The 17,173-nt window shown below is 47.4% G+C and carries 17 protein-coding genes and 1 tRNA gene (1 of these 18 cut by a window edge); 8 read left to right on the top strand and 10 right to left on the bottom strand.

Features of this window, described 5'->3' with window-relative positions:
• Positions 1–44 carry the 5' portion of an acetyl-CoA hydrolase/transferase C-terminal domain-containing protein gene (locus E4K71_RS17870; protein WP_240796848.1) on the bottom strand. The gene continues 1,279 nt to the left of window position 1, outside the view, so only the first 44 of its 1,323 coding nucleotides appear in the window; the start codon lies at positions 42–44; its stop codon lies off the left edge, out of view.
• A gap of 231 nt (positions 45–275) precedes the next feature.
• On the opposite strand from E4K71_RS17870, the gene E4K71_RS17865 reads away from it, so the two are divergent.
• Complete coding sequence (locus tag E4K71_RS17865) at positions 276–3,296, top strand: EAL domain-containing protein (protein ID WP_135081894.1); 3,021 nt, start codon at positions 276–278, stop codon at positions 3,294–3,296.
• A complete protein-coding gene (locus E4K71_RS17860) occupies positions 3,289–3,906 on the top strand; it encodes a class I SAM-dependent methyltransferase (RefSeq protein ID WP_135081893.1) in 618 nt (205 codons plus the stop codon). Before E4K71_RS17865 ends, E4K71_RS17860 begins: the two co-directional genes overlap by 8 nt.
• A gap of 12 nt (positions 3,907–3,918) precedes the next feature.
• Here the strand turns inward: E4K71_RS17860 and E4K71_RS17855 are convergent, their stop codons facing one another.
• The 5 genes from E4K71_RS17855 to E4K71_RS17835 all read right to left on the bottom strand — a co-directional run bounded on the left by E4K71_RS17855 (position 3,919) and on the right by E4K71_RS17835 (position 8,939).
• Entirely contained in the window at positions 3,919–4,611 is a 693-nt protein-coding gene (locus E4K71_RS17855) for a hypothetical protein (RefSeq protein ID WP_135081892.1), read from the bottom strand.
• Between the two features lie 70 nt (positions 4,612–4,681).
• On the bottom strand, positions 4,682–6,289 hold the full coding sequence (locus tag E4K71_RS17850) for a fumarate hydratase (protein ID WP_135081891.1): 1,608 nt from the start codon (positions 6,287–6,289) through the stop codon (positions 4,682–4,684).
• A 65-nt stretch (positions 6,290–6,354) separates the two neighbouring features.
• A complete protein-coding gene (locus tag E4K71_RS17845; protein WP_240796847.1) occupies positions 6,355–6,852 on the bottom strand; it encodes a ClpXP protease specificity-enhancing factor SspB in 498 nt (165 codons plus the stop codon).
• Between the two features lie 80 nt (positions 6,853–6,932).
• Complete coding sequence (locus E4K71_RS17840) at positions 6,933–7,433, bottom strand: hypothetical protein (protein ID WP_135081890.1); 501 nt, start codon at positions 7,431–7,433, stop codon at positions 6,933–6,935.
• Positions 7,434–7,454: 21 nt separating this feature from the next.
• The gene (locus E4K71_RS17835) at positions 7,455–8,939 is read right to left on the bottom strand and encodes a carboxypeptidase M32 (RefSeq protein ID WP_135081889.1); all 1,485 of its coding nucleotides are present in this window, start codon (positions 8,937–8,939) and stop codon (positions 7,455–7,457) included.
• An 89-nt stretch (positions 8,940–9,028) separates the two neighbouring features.
• Here E4K71_RS17835 and E4K71_RS17830 point away from each other — a divergent pair, with 89 nt between their 5' ends.
• Both E4K71_RS17830 and pip read left to right on the top strand, forming a co-directional pair.
• Positions 9,029–9,733, top strand: a complete 705-nt coding sequence (locus tag E4K71_RS17830) for a hypothetical protein (RefSeq protein ID WP_135081888.1) — start codon at positions 9,029–9,031, stop codon at positions 9,731–9,733.
• Between the two features lie 6 nt (positions 9,734–9,739).
• Entirely contained in the window at positions 9,740–10,696 is a 957-nt protein-coding gene (pip, locus tag E4K71_RS17825) for a prolyl aminopeptidase (RefSeq protein WP_135081887.1), read from the top strand.
• On the opposite strand, the gene E4K71_RS17820 is transcribed toward pip, so the two are convergent.
• A complete protein-coding gene (locus tag E4K71_RS17820) occupies positions 10,682–11,512 on the bottom strand; it encodes a sugar phosphate nucleotidyltransferase (protein WP_135081886.1) in 831 nt (276 codons plus the stop codon). The genes pip and E4K71_RS17820 overlap by 15 nt on opposite strands.
• A 104-nt stretch (positions 11,513–11,616) precedes the next feature.
• On the opposite strand from E4K71_RS17820, the gene E4K71_RS17815 reads away from it, so the two are divergent.
• From E4K71_RS17815 to E4K71_RS17805, 3 genes are all read left to right on the top strand, one after another.
• Complete coding sequence (locus E4K71_RS17815; protein WP_135081885.1) at positions 11,617–12,057, top strand: DUF411 domain-containing protein; 441 nt, start codon at positions 11,617–11,619, stop codon at positions 12,055–12,057.
• Between the two features lie 50 nt (positions 12,058–12,107).
• Positions 12,108–12,184 (top strand) — tRNA-Arg (locus E4K71_RS17810).
• Positions 12,185–12,269: 85 nt separating this feature from the next.
• Positions 12,270–13,121, top strand: coding sequence for a transporter substrate-binding domain-containing protein (locus tag E4K71_RS17805; RefSeq protein WP_135081884.1), 852 nt, complete (start codon positions 12,270–12,272; stop codon positions 13,119–13,121).
• Here E4K71_RS17805 and E4K71_RS17800 read toward each other — a convergent pair.
• Both E4K71_RS17800 and E4K71_RS17795 read right to left on the bottom strand, forming a co-directional pair.
• Positions 13,118–15,256 carry a hybrid sensor histidine kinase/response regulator gene (locus E4K71_RS17800; RefSeq protein WP_135081883.1) on the bottom strand — a complete coding sequence of 713 codons (2,139 nt, stop codon included), beginning with the start codon at positions 15,254–15,256 and terminating at the stop codon, positions 13,118–13,120. The two genes, E4K71_RS17805 and E4K71_RS17800, sit on opposite strands and share 4 nt — an antisense overlap.
• 146 nt (positions 15,257–15,402) lie before the next feature.
• On the bottom strand, positions 15,403–15,738 hold the full coding sequence (locus E4K71_RS17795) for a cytochrome c (protein ID WP_135081882.1): 336 nt from the start codon (positions 15,736–15,738) through the stop codon (positions 15,403–15,405).
• Positions 15,739–15,814: 76 nt separating this feature from the next.
• On the opposite strand from E4K71_RS17795, the gene ybaK reads away from it, so the two are divergent.
• Complete coding sequence (ybaK, locus tag E4K71_RS17790) at positions 15,815–16,285, top strand: Cys-tRNA(Pro) deacylase (RefSeq protein ID WP_135081881.1); 471 nt, start codon at positions 15,815–15,817, stop codon at positions 16,283–16,285.
• Here the strand turns inward: ybaK and E4K71_RS17785 are convergent.
• The gene (locus E4K71_RS17785) at positions 16,247–17,170 is read right to left on the bottom strand and encodes a DMT family transporter (RefSeq protein WP_135082125.1); all 924 of its coding nucleotides are present in this window, start codon (positions 17,168–17,170) and stop codon (positions 16,247–16,249) included. The two genes, ybaK and E4K71_RS17785, sit on opposite strands and share 39 nt — an antisense overlap.
• Positions 17,171–17,173: the final 3 nt, after the last annotated feature.

Below are 17,173 nucleotides of genomic sequence, written 5' to 3'. Positions count from 1 at the left end.
GCCGTTGTTTTCTTGGCCTCATAAAGATCTGTATAAAGTGACACGATCTTCCCCTTCTCTAAATCTTTGTGTTTCGGCATATGGGTTCATATGCGCCCTTTAACATACACAAGCTTTTCGCATGTGCAAAAAGAAACTCTTTTGACAATAGAGTGTCTTTTTACAGCCATACGTAGATTTGACTAAATATAAATGATATATTTAACATATTGGGGGGAAAGTCGTTTTTCTGGCAAAACGTGACATTTCCAAAAAACAAACAAAGAAGGCTGAACGTGGAAAAGACATTATCCTCAAACAGCATGGATCGCGAATTGGCAAAAGAAGTGAATATGAATGCACTTCTTGGCGGAATGTTTCTGACCCTGATCCTGTGGATCGTTGGGAGTGGCTTTGCTTGGAAAAGCTATGAGCAGACCATCACCCAAACAGAAACCCATCTGGAAAATATGGGCCGGCGTCTGGCCTATCATACCTCTGCATCCGTCAAAAATGTTGATCTGGCAATGATGAAAACCGTGGGCCATTTTTCCCGCAGCTGGAAAGAGATGAAAAGAAACCCGCTGTTTTCCCATGATCTGCTGACAACGGCTTTTTCTGGGTTACAAGGCTTAACGGAAGTTTCCATCCTGAATGCAGATGCCACAACTTTATTTGTCCATCGTTTTGATTTTTCCCAGATTTCAAATAATGGACAGGAACAGTTTAGCCCGGAGCAACTGGAAAACCCGCAGCGCCGTCTCTTAATTCTGCCGGGGAAAAACAGGGCCTATATCCCCTTAAGTCGCCCCATCCATGATCAGTTTGGACAACATGTGGGCTACGTTCTTGCCAAAATCAATAATCGCTATCTTGAAAAAGTCTATAGCATCGGGCTGAACGATCAATCCTACCATCTTGCCCTTTATAGTGAAGACAAGCTGCTGCTTTCTGTCCCCCAAAATATTGATCATCACCCCAATACGACGGAGTTCCTGAACGGTAATAAAACACAAATGACACTGAACGGGGCGGATCAGGACAATGGTGAGAAGACCATCACGACCTATACCAAAGTGCCTGAATATAACCTCGTCATTACGACTGAGCTTCCGTTTGAACAAGTGATTGCGCCCTGGAAAGAACAGGCATTTGCCAATGCCATCATCGGAACCATTTTTTCTGTCTTGATTATTGTCTTTGCCTTTCAGGTTCAACGCACCTTACATGCTGCCCATCGTGAAAATTTCTACCGCCGCAAATCAGAAGAAAACCTGAAAAAACTGTCCCGTGCCGTTGAACAAAGCCCCACCAGCGTCATGATCACAGATGCCCATGCCCTGATTGAATATGTGAACCCAAAATTCACAGAAATTTCGGGCTACAGCCTGGAAGAAGTCATGGGCCAAAATCCAAGAATGCTATCAGCCCAAGCCGATAAGACCGACTATTACGAGATGTGGACCACCTTAAACAGTGGGGAAGAATGGCATGGGGAATTCTGTAACAAACATAAGGACGGGCATATTTATTGGGAACGCGCCTCTTTAAGCTCCTTAAAAGATCAAGATGGTAACATCACCCATTATCTGGCCGTCAAAGAAGATATCACCCGGCGTAAACAGGCTGATGAACAGCTCGAACTCGCCGCTGCTGTGTTTGAAGCAGCCTCAGAAGCCATTATGGTCTGTGATAAAGATAATGTGATTGAAACCGTCAATAGCTCCTTTAGCGAGATCACAGGGTTCGGTATTGAAGAAGTCATCGGCAAACGCCCCTCCATGTTAAAATCCGGGCGTCATTCTGATGCCTTCTTCCAGCAAATGATGGATAGTTTGCGCACAACCGGACGATGGGAAGGTGAAATCTGGAACCGTCGAAAAAACGGTGAAGTCTATCCCCAATGGTTATCCATCAAGACCATTCAGGATGAGGGGGGCAAAATCCTGCGTTATATCAGCCTGTTTAGCGATATTACCAAGCGTAAAAAAGATGAAGAACGCATTCTCTATCAGGCCAACTATGATGCACTGACCGGCCTGCCCAACCGCAGCCTGTTTATGGACCGTTTGCAACGCGCGATTATCGGGGCGGAACGAACCAAAACAAAAACCGCCTTGCTTTTTATTGATCTGGACCGTTTTAAACATGTGAACGATACATTAGGTCATGCCTGTGGAGATTTGCTCTTACAAGAAGCTGCCTCTCGTTTGACATCACTGGTGCGCAAATCAGATACGGTTGCCCGACTAGGCGGGGATGAATTTACCGTTATCATCACAGATTTGACCGATTTCCGCCAAATGGAACATCTTGTTGAGAAAATGCTCGAAAGCCTGTCAGCACCTTATAATCTGGAAAATAACATTGCCTTTGTTTCGGGCAGTATCGGCATCACCATTTACCCCAACGACGGCAATAATGTGGAAGATCTGCTGAAAAATGCCGATACCGCCATGTATCAGGCCAAGGAAAGTGGGCGCAACCTCAGCCAGTTTTTCACCAAGGAAATGAACGAAGATGCCACAGAACGCCGCGCTCTGGAAACAGCCTTGCATCAGGCATTAGAACGCGAAGAGTTTGTTTTACATTATCAGCCCATCATTGATGTGGAAACCCAGGAGCTTAACAATTGCGAAGTCTTGTTGCGGTGGCATCAACCGGAATATGGCAATGTCTTTCCTGATAAATTTATCCCCTTGGCCGAAGACACTGGATTGATTATTCCTATCGGAGAATGGGTTTTGGAAAAAGCCTGTCGCGAGGCCATGATCTGGGCATCAAAGACGGATAACCCGCCCTCTATTTCTGTTAATATGTCTTCGCGGCAATTCCAGCGGATCAATGTGGTTGATCTTGTGCGCAATACACTGGAAAAAACCGGACTTCCCGCAGAACGGCTGACTGTCGAAATTACCGAAAGTCTGCTGATTGTCGATGATGACAGCATTGTTCAACAACTTCATGGTATCCGCAAACTTGGGGTTGGACTGTCCATTGATGATTTTGGCACAGGCTATTCTTCACTCAGTTACCTGCGGCGTTTTCCCATTACCACCATCAAGATTGATCGCAGTTTTATCCTTGATCTCACCAGTGATAGCGAAGCTGCTGCCGTTGTCTCCGCCATCTTGTCCATGGCACGTAGCCTGAACCTCAAGGTGGTTGCCGAAGGGGTAGAAACCGCCATGCAGCTAGAGCAACTGCGTCAAGGCGGCTGCGATTTCGTTCAGGGCTATTACTTCAGTCCGCCCGTCCCGGTCGAAGCCTTCCGCATCATGGCACAAACAAAAGGGCCTATGGAACCCGATGAATAAAACAATCGAAAAATGGAACGATAAATACGCCGATGCAGACCTTGTGTTCGGCACAACACCCAATGGCTACCTTGCCCAAAATGCCTCACATTATAAAAAAGATGGCCGCATTCTGGCCGTGGGTGATGGCGAAGGGCGCAATGGGGTTTGGCTGGCCGAACAAGGGTTTCAGGTTCTCTCTGTAGACGGGGCACAAAACGGTGTAAACAAGGCCCTTGAACAAGCTGAGAAACGCGGGGTCTCATCTCACTTTCAGGCCCAATGCACTGATCTTTTGACATGGGATTGGCCTGTCGGCAAGTTTGATGGCGTTGCCTGTTTCCACCTGTATTTCATGCCCGAAGAACGCCCTGCCATGCATCAGGCCATGATGGACAGTCTGGTCGACGGCGGCTTGTTTCTTCTAGAAGTTTTTCACCCAGATAATGTCGGCCGTAACTGCGGTGGCCCACAAATCAGAGAGCTTTGTTACAGTCAAACTGATCTAGCCGATGATTTCAGCGCCTATGAAATTCTGCACTTAGAAGAAACCGAACGCAATATTGCCCCTTCAAGCTTTCATAATGGCGGCATCGGCAAAGTCAGCCGCATCATGGTCAATAAATCATAATGATATGTTGATTTATGACTTCACATCCTGATACGCAGAAAGGACTTTTCCTAAGTCCGTTACGAAATCATCAATCACAAAGGGGATGGTCTGGGCATAGACATCTAAAATCGCAACGGCATTGGTTTCCATAAAATCACCGGAAGAGCGCAAACGTTTTGAAAGGCCCTGATTAACTTTTTGCAATTCTCCATACAGCTCAGACAACCCGGTTAACCCTTCCTGTGCCGCCAGCCCCTGACATTTCAGGAAGTGATTACCTAACAGATAAGTCGATGTCGCACGGAAAATGGTTTCTTCCATACTGGAAAAAGGCAAATGAAAACGCGCCATAGGCTTAAGGAAATCAAAATGCGGACAACCGCTCAAAGGCATGATCAAGCCCAATAGAGAGCTCATCGCCTGCTGGACTGTTGTATCATTAATGATTTTTCTTTCCGGCGTCACAACCACAGCCACCATCGGCTTATAAGATGGGACACCACCAAAAATTTTCGCCAATGGCAAAAGGCGCACTGCAATCGGGCAATAGGGATTTTCCATTTCAGAAAGGGGGCAATTACTGCATTTACAATTTTCCAGTGCTGTCCAAGGCGGAAGCTCTTCCTGCACTGGATCAGTCAGCAACAATGTCTCTTCATCAAACACCACATCACAGGTGATCGTATCAACCTCTTCAGATTGAAACATATAACTGATTTTCATTTGCCCCTCCTCCAAACAAAAAGCCCCACCTGAGCAGATGGGGCTTGTGTCAAACGAATCGAATGAGTTCTTAAACGAATTCTTTAAAGAAGTCATTGCCCTTGTCATCAACAATGATAAAGGCTGGGAAATCTTCCACTTCGATTTTCCAGATGGCTTCCATGCCCAGTTCCGGATATTCGATACATTCCATGGACTTGATGGATTGTTTGGTCAATTCCGCAGCCACACCACCAATGGAACCAAGATAAAAACCGCCATGCTTGTTACAGGCATCGGTCACAGCTTGAGAACGGTTGCCTTTGGCGACCATCACCATGGAACCACCATTTTCCTGGAACAGATCCACATAGGCATCCATGCGACCCGCTGTTGTCGGACCAAAGGAACCGGATGCATAGCCTTCCGGTGTTTTCGCCGGACCCGCATAATAAACCGGATGGTCTTTAAAATACTGCGGCAGTTCTTTGCCTGCATCTACCAACTCTTTGAGTTTGGCATGAGCAATATCGCGTGCCACGATCATGGTACCGGACAGCTTCACACGGGTTTTCACCGGATAACCCGACAGGATTTCACGAATTTCGCTCATCGGCTTGTTCAAGTCGATGGAAACTTCCTGTACACCTTCTTCTTCTGCTGAAGGCAAGTAGTCAGACGGGTTATCACAAAGTTGTTCAATAAACACACCGTCTTTAGTGATCTTCGCAAACAACTGACGATCAGCCGAACAAGATACACCGATAGAAACCGGGCAAGAGGCCCCGTGGCGCGGCAATCGAATAACACGTACGTCGTGACAGAAATATTTCCCGCCAAACTGTGCCCCCATACCGAGGTCCTGACACATTTTCAGAACTTCTTTTTCAAACTCCACATCGCGGAACGCCTGACCTTTATCCCCACCTTCTGTTGGCAGATTATCCAGATATTTGGCAGAAGCCAACTTGGTTGTTTTCAGGTTGGTTTCCGCAGATGTCCCGCCAATGGTGATGGCAAGGTGGTAAGGTGGACAAGCTGCTGTACCCAATGTGCGGATTTTTTCATCCAAAAATTTCTTCAAGGATGCCGGGTTCAACAGAGCTTTTGTCTGTTGGTACAAGAAGGTCTTGTTGGCAGACCCGCCACCTTTCGCCATGAACATAAATTTATAGGCATTGCCTTCGGTCGCATACAGGTCAATCTGTGCCGGCAGGTTGTTACCCGTGTTGACTTCTTCATACATATCCACCGGCGAAACTTGCGAATAACGCAGGTTTAATTCGTCATAGGCATCGACAACGCCACGAGAGATCGCTTCTTCATCCTGACCATCAACCCAGCAGTATTTACCCCGCTTACCCATGACAATCGCCGTCCCAGTATCCTGACACAAGGGCAAAACACCATCCGCAGCTGTTGTAGCGTTTTTAATCATTTCCAGTGCGACAAAACGGTCATTATCTGAGGCTTCCGGATCATCAAGAATGCTGGCAACCTGTTTCACATGGGCCGGGCGCAGCTTGTGAGAAATTTCCTTAAATGCCTCTTTCGTCAGTACACGAATGGCTTCTGGGTCCACTTTCAGAACTTCACGACCATCCACCTCGATTGTGGAAACATAGTCAGACGTCAGTTTACGGTATTGGGTTGTGTCTTCCTGAATAGGAAACATGTCATGATAAACGGTGTCGCTCATCTTCATCTTCTCATTTTTTATCTATGAAACGAAAAAAGGGCTGAAACGCGTTCAGCCCAAGGGAATTATTTTTTATTGCGAAAGGCATCCAGCGCAATGACGTTATCTTTATTCTCGTCATCATCACTTTTAGAAGAGACCTCTTCCAGCACAGGTTCACTTTCTTCAAGAGGAAGTTCATCCAGCTCAAGTTCGTCTTCCACAGTTTCCATTTTAAACTGAAGGCCGAACTTCACGCTGGGGTCTGCAAACCCTGTCACGGCATCAAAGGGAACATGGATCGGTGTTTTCACATCACTGAAACTTAAAGCGACACCGAAATAATCTGCTGTCACTTCCAGATCCCAGAATTCATGTTCAATCACAACCGTGATTTCTTCGGGATATTGTTCACGCAAATGAGACGGCATAATCACATCAGGATGATCTGTCGCAAAAGTAATATAAAAATGATGTTCCCCCGGAAGACCGTGTTCCTGACAATAAGTCAGCGCCTTGCGCACAACGCTTTTTAAGGCGTCTTCGATCCAACGGTCATAACGTAAGGTGTCCATAATATCCATAAAGGCCCACTTGCTCAAAAATGCTTCGTTGAATCCACTATAGAACTCTTAAGAGCTCGAGGTAAACTCCTTTTTTCACCCTAGCGACGGCGGCGTTCCGGCCCCACATAACGGGACTGACGGCGGCGGTCTTCTTCCAGTGCTTCTTCATACGCCTCTTCATCATCGGGGTCGACAAGATCAAGGGCACGGTAAGGATAGGTAAATTTCTGGATCACGGGTTCCCCTGTATCAATATGGCCTTCTTCGTAGCCTTGGATGGTCTGATCGACAATGGCCTCAATTAATTTCCCGGTCACACTGCGCAGAACATTTTCATCATACAGATACTCCTTATCAAAAATGATCTTCTGGAGTTCGCCTTGATGATGGCGCACAAATTTCAACAACAACAGGGCAAAGGCTTTTCTTTCAATATAGGTCGGCGCGACATCAAGAATATCTTTCAAAGCCAGATAAACCAGATTGGGGAAATCCTGTGTTTCCGGCAAATCTTCAAGATAACCGACAACATCACTAAAATAATTGGCCCGTTCTGCATCCAGCGTCTTGAGATTCTTTTCCACAATCCGTTTATGCATCACACGCCTACCTTGCTTTCTTTATGAATATCTTTTCTTAAGATGTGTAATAAACACATCTGGATCAAGGGCTTTCCCCGTGGCTTTCTTCATCAGTTCTTGCGTGGAAAGTTTTGAGCCCAAAGAATGCACATTCACCTTTAACCAGTTCATCAACCCTGAAAAATCACCTTTTTCAATATCACCTTCCAACGTTGGGAGTGCTCGCTCCGCTGCGCCATAAATTTGCGCCGCACTCATCGCCCCCAGCGTATAAGTTGGAAAATAGCCCCAGGCCCCGTCATACCAATGCACATCCTGCAAGCAGCCTTCACGATCACTGGGCGGGGTAATGCCTAAGAGTTTTTGCATCATCTCATTCCAGCTGGCCGGAATATCTTCAACTTCCATCTCCCCCTCGATCAAGGCACGTTCCAGCTTATAGCGTAAAATTACATGGGCCGGATATGTGACCTCATCAGCATCGACCCGAATGAAACCCGGTTTGACCTGACGATAAAGATTGATGAAATTATCAAGAGACCAGGCACTCCCCTGCCCCTTAAAAGCCTGGGTCATTTTGGGCACAGCATATGTCAAAAAAGCATCTGAACGACAGACTTGCATTTCCACCAACAACGATTGGCTTTCATGAATGCTCATACCACGCGCAGCACCAACAGGTTGGTCGCGCCATTCAACCGGCAACCCCCGTTCATAAAGCGCATGGCCCGTTTCATGGAGCACCCCCATCAGGGCAGAGGTAAAATCATCTTCATCATAACGTGTGGTCAAACGCACATCATCTGGAATCCCTCCACAAAAAGGATGAAGGCTGACATCCAAACGACCATGATCAAAATCAAACCCCAGCGCTGTCATAAAAGACAGGCCCAGTTCCTTTTGCTTGTCCAGATCAAAGGGGCCTTGCGGTTTGTCAAAAGACATCTGCTTTTGTTTTTCCAGCACCTCCGGTAAAAAACCGGGTAGGAATGCCTCCAGCTTTGCAAAAATTTCGTCAATTTCAACAGCTTTGCCGTCGGGTTCATAGGCATCCAGCAAAGCATCATAAAGGCTGCAATTCAATTTTTGTGATTTGGCTTGTGCCTTTTGGCGCGTCAGGTTCAAGACTTCCTTTAAAGCGGGCACCACGCTTTTAAAATCCCCATTGGGGCGCGCTTCACGCCAAACCTGCTCACAGGTTGATTTCGCCCGTGAAAAAGCCTCCACCAGCTCTTCATCAAGGGCTGTGGCATGGGTATGGGCACGATGCATTTCCTGCAGGTTCGCCTGCTGCCACTCATTAAGATCACCATCATCTTCAGCCTGGTTCAGCAAATCGGCCATCTCGTCTTCAACCATCATGGCGTGGCTCATGGTTGCCAGCAAGGCCAACTGTTCAGCGCGTGCCTCAGCCCCACCGCGCGGCATCATGGTTGCCATATCCCAATGCAACATCCCGGCACAATCGCCCAAAATATTCAGCCGTTTAAATTTCTTTTCCAATTGAGTGTAAGGCGTTGTCATGTCATCTTCTTTTTTAATTGAGTAGTCCCATGCGGCCCATCTGTCCCAATACCAACAACAGGCCCAGCGTAATCATAATGGCAAGCAGCGTGAAACGGTTCATTCCTTTTGCCCCGATCAAATTTATCCTTGCTGTTTTTGTGGGGCTAATCTTTGTTGGGGTCAAGGGGGCAATCGCGCAAACTTTCTCAGATACAGTCCTCTCGCTTACCCTTCCTTATGAAATGAACCTGAAAAAAACAGGCCCTGTTCGTTTGGCCGGGTTACTTTATGCCCCTAACAATCACACCCTTTATGATTACCTGTCTCCCGGCGATCGTATACGGGTCCATCTTCTGTCTGAAAAGCCTGACAGATACGGTCGCAAAGCTGGACATATCTATCTAAAAGACGGTCGTTGGCTACAAGGGGAACTGGTCAGAAAAGGTCAGGCGCCCCCCTTTCCCTATTCTGGTGAAGAGCGTTTCATGCGCGACCTCTATCAACTGGAAAAACCTGCCTCCCTCAGCGCCCTGAGCGATCAAATCCCCACAGGGAAATTTGCCATTATTGAGGGACAGGTGATCAATGTGGCTGAAATCAAGGGAACCACCTATTTAAACTTTGGATCCAACTGGCGTGATGACTTCACCATTAAGATGACCAAAAAAGAGCAAAAGATTTTTCGTGCATTTGGTTTGAGCCTCCCTACATTAAAAGGACATAATGTACGCATTCGCGGCTGGGTTTTTGAACAGAATGGTCCTATGATAGCACCAACACACCCCAGCCAACTCGAACTGATAAAAGATTAAAAACAAATGCCTTTTACCCGCGGGTCCGACCTTTTTCCAGCCATTGTTCCCACCCAGTCCGGCATGTTAGATGTTGGTGATGACCATCAGATTTATTGGGAGGAATGCGGCAATCCCAGTGGTACACCTATTTTATTTTTACATGGCGGACCCGGCGCGGGGTGCTCTTCCATTCACCGTCGTTTTTTTGATCCTCATCACTACCGCATTATTTTACTGGATCAACGGGGCTGTGGTCGCTCCACACCTACGGCCTCAATTGAACATAATACCACCGATCATTTGATTGCTGACCTGGAACAGCTGCGTCTGTTTCTCCATATTGATCGCTGGTTTATTTTCGGCGGGTCCTGGGGCAGTACACTGGCCCTGGCTTACGGCGTTGCCCATCCAGATCGCTGTAGCGGTTTTATCTTGCGTGGTATCTTTATGGGCCAGTCTTATGAATGTGACTGGTTCCTCCATCACATGGGGACCTTTCAGCCCGAAGCCGCACGAGCCTTTCGCACCTTTCTCCCCAAAGAGGAACGCAACGATATCCTGAACAGTTATATCCGCCGTCTTAATGACCCGGACCCGGAAATCCACCTTCCCGCCGCCCATGCCTGGTCCTCTTATGAGGAGTCTTGCGCCACCCTTCTACCCTATCATGGCAGCGGCCATCCAGATCCGCTCAGCACCCTGTGCCTTGCCCGACTGGAAGCTCATTATTTTAAACATAACTTCTTTATGGAAGAAGATTACCTGATCAATCAAATCCACCGCATCATCCACCTGCCCTGCATTATCGTTCAGGGGCGCTATGATGTGGTCTGCCCGCCCATAACGGCTGAACATCTCTCCAACTGCTGGCAAAAAGCCCAGTTTATTGTGGTGCCTGATGCGGGCCATTCTGCGCTTGAATCCGGCATTCGTGCCGCGCTGATCAATGCGACACAAGCCTTTAAATCACTCGCCCATTAGCTCCAAGCGATGAATATTTTCCAAATCAGACCAAGCACTTAACAAGGAAACCACCGCTAAATTCCCGCTGTGTTCCAGCATAACCTGTTCCAGTGACAGGTCCGAACAGACCGCATAATCCAGAAGATCACCACCTTCCAGCATTTGGCGGCAAGCGGCCAGATAGTGCGGATTACATTTTTCTATTTCAGCCAACACTATGTCAGGCGTAAAACATACTATGCCCGTATTCCAGACAAAACGCCCCTGCGCCAAAAGGGCTTCAGCCTGCTCAGTCCCCGGTTTGTTCATAAAACACTCCACATGGTGGCCGCTATATTCCGTATGAAGACGCAGGCCAACTTCAAGATAGCCATAATCCCCCTGCGCCCGATCTGCAACAGTGCCAAAGGCAACCAGATATCCTTGCTGGGCTGTGTGGATCGCATCCCCCACCGCCCGCATGAACGCATAAGGATCAGCAATATAATGATCTGCGGGGCAAACCAGTAACGGGTTCGTTTCCCCCCGTTTCTCCGCCCAAAGCGCAGCTGTCACAATTGATGCAGCTTTTTGCGATCCTGCTTTTTCCAGCAATAAAGCCTCGTACTCAAGAGCAATTTCATCGCATTGCTCCTGCACCAAACCAGCCAGTGCCTGTGGGGCAAAAACAAGGGGTGATGAAAACTCCGGCCCGTTCACCCGCTCCATCGTATCTTGAAACGGGCTGTCTTCATCAAAAAGAGGCTGAAATTGTTTGGGGGTTGCAGGACTGGACGATGGATGCACATGCGATCCATCCCCCCCAGCCAGAACCACCGGGCGTATCATTGTCATGATGCTGTTCTATCTTTTTTCAAAGGTTTCACCAACTGGAAAGACACAATTACACCTTATTTTACCGTTTAAATATCAGAAACCACAAATCAGGACGCCTAAACATGATACAGCTGAAAACCACCTGCCTCGCCCTCAGTCTCTTGTTACTCACCGCAGCGACAAGTGCCCATGCAACACAGATCAAAGTGTTTAAATCACCTTATTGCGGATGCTGTACGGCCTGGAGTGAGCATTTGCGCCAAAATGGTTTTAAGGTTGAAGAAATCCTGCAAGACGATATGGCCGCTGTTAAACGCCTGCTTGGTGTTCCCACCCAACTTGAATCCTGTCACACCGCCATTGTAGACGGCTATGTAATCGAAGGCCATGTCCCGGCCAACGACATCAAACGCCTGCTTGAAGAGCGACCCAAACAAGCCAAGGGCCTGTCTGTTCCCAACATGCCCATCGGCTCCCCCGGTATGGAACAGGGCGAACATAAAGACAAATACGACACCATTCTGTTCGGCTCCCAAGGGACAAAAACTTTTGCCAGCCATTAAGCCCTAAACCCCTTGCATTTTGAGCTTCACTTGCTAGTTTGCCCCCATGCGGCCCCGTAGCTCAGCAGGATAGAGCACAGGATTCCTAATCCTGGTGTCGGAGGTTCGAATCCTCTCGGGGTCGCCAGCTTATCTTTTCAGGCAATTGACGATTATAGCGTGTACCCGTACCATTGCTACTCAACAATTGAATTATAATTGTAAGTAGTCTCATGAAACGCGGCATCCTTTTTATCCTTATCTCTTGTTTTCTGTTTCTAGCCCATACTCTGGCATGGGCAGAAGATGAACAGCCTGTTCGGGTCTGTACGGAATCATGGCCGCCTTATTATGCGATGAAGAATGAGCAGGACCAGCCTGTCGGTATTGCTGTAGATATGGCCCATGCCATTAGCGCTCAGCTCAACCGCCCCTTAAAGTTCGACATCATTCCCTTTAGCCGTTGCATGAATGGTGTGAAAAAAGGGGAATATGACGCTATTGTCGGTGTGACCCATTATGACGAAGGGGTGGTTATCGGGCGTAATTATGCCCTGTTCTGGGTCCTGACAGCTTATGTTCATACTGATGATCCACTGGAACGTTTTACTTCCCTTGAAGATTTCAATGACAAGACCTGGTTAAAAGTGGACCTCTATGAATATCCGGATGAAATCAATAATTTCACGGGATGGAACATCATGAACTACCGTGATAAATCCGATAGTGAACAGGATGATTTTCGTGGCTTTAAAATGGTCGATCATAAACGGGCCGATGTTTATCTTGAAGACTATTTCTGGGCCCAAAATGCCTTAAAAGGCAAAGCTTATGGCGTGCGTGCCCTGATGCCCCCTGTCCGCGTTGATCCGCAATATACGGGGTTTCATATTGAGCAAAAGCGACTGGCTCTGTCCTGGGATACCAATCTGGGCCGTTTACTTACCAATGGGGAAATCGACCAAATTTATAAAAAATGGACGGGTCAAACCCTGAAAGAATTTACCGAAAAATTTGGCGTCCAGAATCCAGCGGCCAATGTGGATATTTCAATCAGCCTCCGCAAAATGGGCGATGGGGTTTAACGCTCCAGCAGTTTTGAGATTTCTTCAAACAATCGCTCAAACTTGACTGGTTTAATCACCACCGCATCAATCCCGGCATCCAGAAAATGCTGGCGATGTTCTTTAATGGCATCTGCGGTAAAGGCAATGATCGGTTTTTTTGCATTTGGGCCATCGGACTGGCGGATACGACGTGCCGCCTCCATCCCATCCATTTCCGGCATTTGAATATCCATCAACACCAGATCAAAATGATCCTGCGCTGCCATTTCCACAGCTTCTCGTCCATTATTGGCGACCAGAACCTGATGGTCATGGCGATTGAGCATGGAAGTCACGACTTTCTGATTGATCGGATTATCTTCCGCCATCAAAATTTTCAACGGCTTCAGTATCTTTTGCACGGTTTGATGATCATGCGGTTTTTGTGCCGGGGTCACAGGCAGGCTTAAACTGAAAACAGTCCCCTTCCCCAGTTCACTTTCCACACTCAAGACCCCGCCCATCATCTCACTTAATTCGTGAGAAATCGCCAGCCCCAATCCGGTGCCGCCATATTTCTTGGTTGTGCTTTGATCTGCCTGTTGAAAACGCTGAAAAATCGACTCCAGTTTATCCTGCGCAATACCAATCCCACTGTCTTTCACCGCAATGATAAGCGTATCTTTTTCCCCATCCGGTTCAATCGTCACCCCGACATGAACCGTCCCCTCAGGAGTAAATTTCACCGCATTACTGACAAGGTTGGAAATAATCTGGCGGATACGAATGTCATCAATCCGACACCAGTAATCAGCATATTCCAGCGCATTGGTTGTCAGCTGAATTTCTTTCTTTTGTGCACTTGGGATAAACAAATGAACAATGCTTTCAACAATCTTGGCAGGCTCCCAGGCATGAACATCCAGTTGTAGCTGCCCCGCCTCAATCTTTGACAGGTCAAGAATATCGTCGAGCAAAGCCATTAGCGTGCGCGATGATTCATCCAAATCATCCAGCAACCCTTCTTCTGTCGGCTTCACCGCCTTATTTTCACGCAGTAATTCCAACACACCACGAATCCCCATCATCGGAGTACGCAATTCATGGCTCATGGTTGCCAAAAATTCACTTTTTGCCAAATTGGCCGCTTCCGCCGCCTTGGTTGCAGCCATCAAGTCTGTTTCCAGTTTTTTCTTATGGGTAATATCGGCATGTGTCCCAGACATGCGCACCGGCTTCCCATCAGGGGACCATTCCACCACATTGCCCTTGGAGGCCACCCAGATATGACGGCCATCTTTACAGATCATGCGAAATTCCGTTTCGTAATGATCTCGTTTGTTCGCAAAGGTTTCTTCAATCAAGGCTTGCGCAACAGCCAAATCCTGCGGGTGAGTATTATCCGTCCATGTCTGCAAACTTAACGGTAAAAGTTCGCTCTGCTGATAACCCAGCATCTCAGCAAAACGATCATTAATCTGCACCTCGTTGGTTTGCACATTCCATTCCCATGTGCCAACCTGCGTACTCCAGATAATTTCTTCAAGCTGTCTATGTTCTTTCTTGGCCTGCTCTTTAGCCTGGCGTTGCGTTCGAACCGCGATAAACAAGGCAATACTCAAGCCTGAGAGCAGCAAAATACCAACAACCAAATAACTGACCGTCCACTGATGGGTCTTAATCAGTTCAGCTGTTTGACGATCCACCATATTTTCAAGCTGGGTTTGATAATGCCACAGGTCATCCTGAATTTCGCGCAGCTTTGAAATATCATGAATAATGGAGATCAAGACCGTCTTACCCTGATATTCATAAGGGTTGGAATGGACCTCAACCGTTTTGATGCGACCGTCTTTAAGGCGGTGCCGGAAAATAAAGAAATTTCGTTTTTCCGCCTTGGCCCGTTGACGTTCTTCAGCCACTTCCTCACGGGTCAACGCATTGATATCTTGAATCCCCATGGAACGCAGCTCATCCAGACTAAAGCCATAAAACTCGCTGGCCGCCGGATTGGCATCAACAATTTGCCCAGACCCCGGTGCAATCAATAAAACGACTGCCCCGTGCTTTTTATAAAATTGATCAAAGCTCAGTTCGGCCTGCACAGGGCTGCTCACCAGCAAGAGTGCCAGAATAAAGAGGATATACTGCCCCCAATGGGCTTGCCTGTTCATATCGCCGATCCCCCGTTTTATGTCATGGGCCTTGTGGCCTTTTCGTTAATAAAGAGCATAGGACAGTCGCTATATCATCGACAAGTTAAAAACAAAAAGGCGCATCATGAAAACCACGATGCGCCTTGTTTTAAAAGTAACCCTGATTATTTTGCGAATGTATTTCGCATATAAACAACCGTTTCCTTAATTTGCGCATCTGTTAATTCGTCATCGCCAGCACGCGGCGGCATGGTGACTTCTGCCCCCGGCTTTTCAATTCCAGTGATCACGGATTGTGTCAGTTCATCATCACTTTTGGCCCAAATGGCCGGTGACTTTGTAAAGTCGGGAACACCAACCATTCCCTCAGCCCCTTTCCCATCTTCACCGTGACAGCCACTGCATGTATCCGCAAAAACAGTGGCCCCATCTGCAAACGCTGGCGCAGATAAAGCAACAGCAACACCAAAAGCGAGGGAAAGAGTAATCATTTTTTTCATTTACGTGATCCTTGATCTCGGTTTCATTTCGGTTCAAACATTAATTGTTTGAAATTTCTTCGGCGGTCCCACTTCCATGACACCTGCAATTAATTTGGCGAAAAAAAAGAAAATTGTCTTTGAGCTACATCAATATGAACATGATCCAACTGCAAATTCTTATGGAGAAGAAGCTGCTGAAAAACTGGGGCTGGATGTAAAGCAAGTCTTCAAAACGCTGGTGGTTGCAACAGAACAAGGCCAATTATGCGTTTGTGTCGTGCCGGTTGCAGGCATGCTTGACCTGAAACAAGCCGCCAAAGCCTTAAAAGCCAAGAAAGTCACCATGGCTGATGCCAAAAAAGTTCAATCCACGACCGGATATGTCCTTGGCGGTGTCAGCCCACTGGGGCAGAAAAAACAACTTCCCACCCTGATTGATGATTGTGTCCAAAAGTTTGACACTATTTTTGTCAGCGCAGGTAAGCGGGGACTGGAAATTGAACTGTCTCCCTCTGATCTTGCCCAATTAACCCGTGCGACTTTTGCGCCTATTGCGAAAACTTGAAAAAACATGGAACAAGCGTCCATCAATCAGCAACAGACTGAGCAAAACCACCAGCATGCCTGCAATCTGATTTCCTTCCAGACGTTCGCCCAACAAACTGCTGCCTAAGACAATCGCACTTAAGGGAACCAGAAACGTCACCAACATCAAATTCGTTGCCCCACTGGTCGCCAAAATTTTAAAATAAAGAATATAAGCCAGCACCGTACATAACAAAGCAATCAGACCAAGCGCCCACAAAACATCAGAAGACGGGACAAAATATCCTTGGGGAAAGCCCCACACCAGTGCAAGAGGTGTCATCACAAGCCCGGAACACGTCACCTGCCCACAAGCCGTGACCATCGGATCGACCCCTTTAAAACGTCGCCCCCAAATGGCGGCAAAACCATAAGAAACAGCGGCCAGCAAAATCGCAACTTGCGCCCAGACAACGCCGGATAAACCGTTTAGGGCCTCAATCCCAACCATGAAAACCACGCCGCAGAACCCCAATATAAGTCCCAGAAATTTTCGCGGGCTGAGTTTTTCATCACTTGTTAGAAACTGGGCAAGGATAATCGTAAACAGCGGTGTCGTTGCATTAAAGATTGATGCCAAAGAACCACTGATGGCAACTTGCCCCCAGACAATCAAACTGAACGGAATCGCATTATTTAAAACCCCCATCACCAGTAACGCCACCCATAGTTTCTTGTCTTTCGGGATTTTCCCCCCTTTAAAGTACAAGAAAAGCCACAACATCAGCGCTGCCAGCCCCACACGCGCCCAAACCGTGACCAAAGGCGTCACTTCCTGTAAGGCAATTTCAGTAAAATAAAACGACCCGCCCCAAATCAGGGACAACAAAAACAATAAAACCCAGTCCAACAGGCGCATCTGCATATC

The sequence above is a fragment of the Terasakiella sp. SH-1 genome (assembly GCF_004564135.1).
GTDB lineage: Bacteria > Pseudomonadota > Alphaproteobacteria > Rhodospirillales > Terasakiellaceae > Terasakiella.
The sequence above is the reverse complement of the archived record's forward strand: the minus strand, read 5'-3'. Positions and strand labels throughout refer to the sequence as shown.

Bases quoted from the DNA above. Each gene is read 5' to 3' on its own strand.
- E4K71_RS17850 (WP_135081891.1), bottom strand. From the start codon at position 6,289: ATGAGCGACACCGTTTATCATGACATGTTTCCTATTCAGGAAGACACA.
- E4K71_RS17800 (WP_135081883.1), bottom strand. From the start codon at position 15,256: ATGAACAGGCAAGCCCATTGGGGGCAGTATATCCTCTTTATTCTGGCA.
- E4K71_RS17845 (WP_240796847.1), bottom strand. From the start codon at position 6,852: ATGGATATTATGGACACCTTACGTTATGACCGTTGGATCGAAGACGCC.
- E4K71_RS17815 (WP_135081885.1), top strand. From the start codon at position 11,617: ATGATACAGCTGAAAACCACCTGCCTCGCCCTCAGTCTCTTGTTACTC.
- E4K71_RS17855 (WP_135081892.1), bottom strand. From the start codon at position 4,611: ATGAAAATCAGTTATATGTTTCAATCTGAAGAGGTTGATACGATCACC.
- E4K71_RS17820 (WP_135081886.1), bottom strand. From the start codon at position 11,512: ATGACAATGATACGCCCGGTGGTTCTGGCTGGGGGGGATGGATCGCAT.
- pip (WP_135081887.1), top strand. From the start codon at position 9,740: ATGCCTTTTACCCGCGGGTCCGACCTTTTTCCAGCCATTGTTCCCACC.
- E4K71_RS17805 (WP_135081884.1), top strand. From the start codon at position 12,270: ATGAAACGCGGCATCCTTTTTATCCTTATCTCTTGTTTTCTGTTTCTA.
- E4K71_RS17835 (WP_135081889.1), bottom strand. From the start codon at position 8,939: ATGACAACGCCTTACACTCAATTGGAAAAGAAATTTAAACGGCTGAAT.
- ybaK (WP_135081881.1), top strand. From the start codon at position 15,815: ATGACACCTGCAATTAATTTGGCGAAAAAAAAGAAAATTGTCTTTGAG.
- E4K71_RS17860 (WP_135081893.1), top strand. From the start codon at position 3,289: ATGAATAAAACAATCGAAAAATGGAACGATAAATACGCCGATGCAGAC.
- E4K71_RS17795 (WP_135081882.1), bottom strand. From the start codon at position 15,738: ATGAAAAAAATGATTACTCTTTCCCTCGCTTTTGGTGTTGCTGTTGCT.
- E4K71_RS17840 (WP_135081890.1), bottom strand. From the start codon at position 7,433: ATGCATAAACGGATTGTGGAAAAGAATCTCAAGACGCTGGATGCAGAA.
- E4K71_RS17785 (WP_135082125.1), bottom strand. From the start codon at position 17,170: ATGCAGATGCGCCTGTTGGACTGGGTTTTATTGTTTTTGTTGTCCCTG.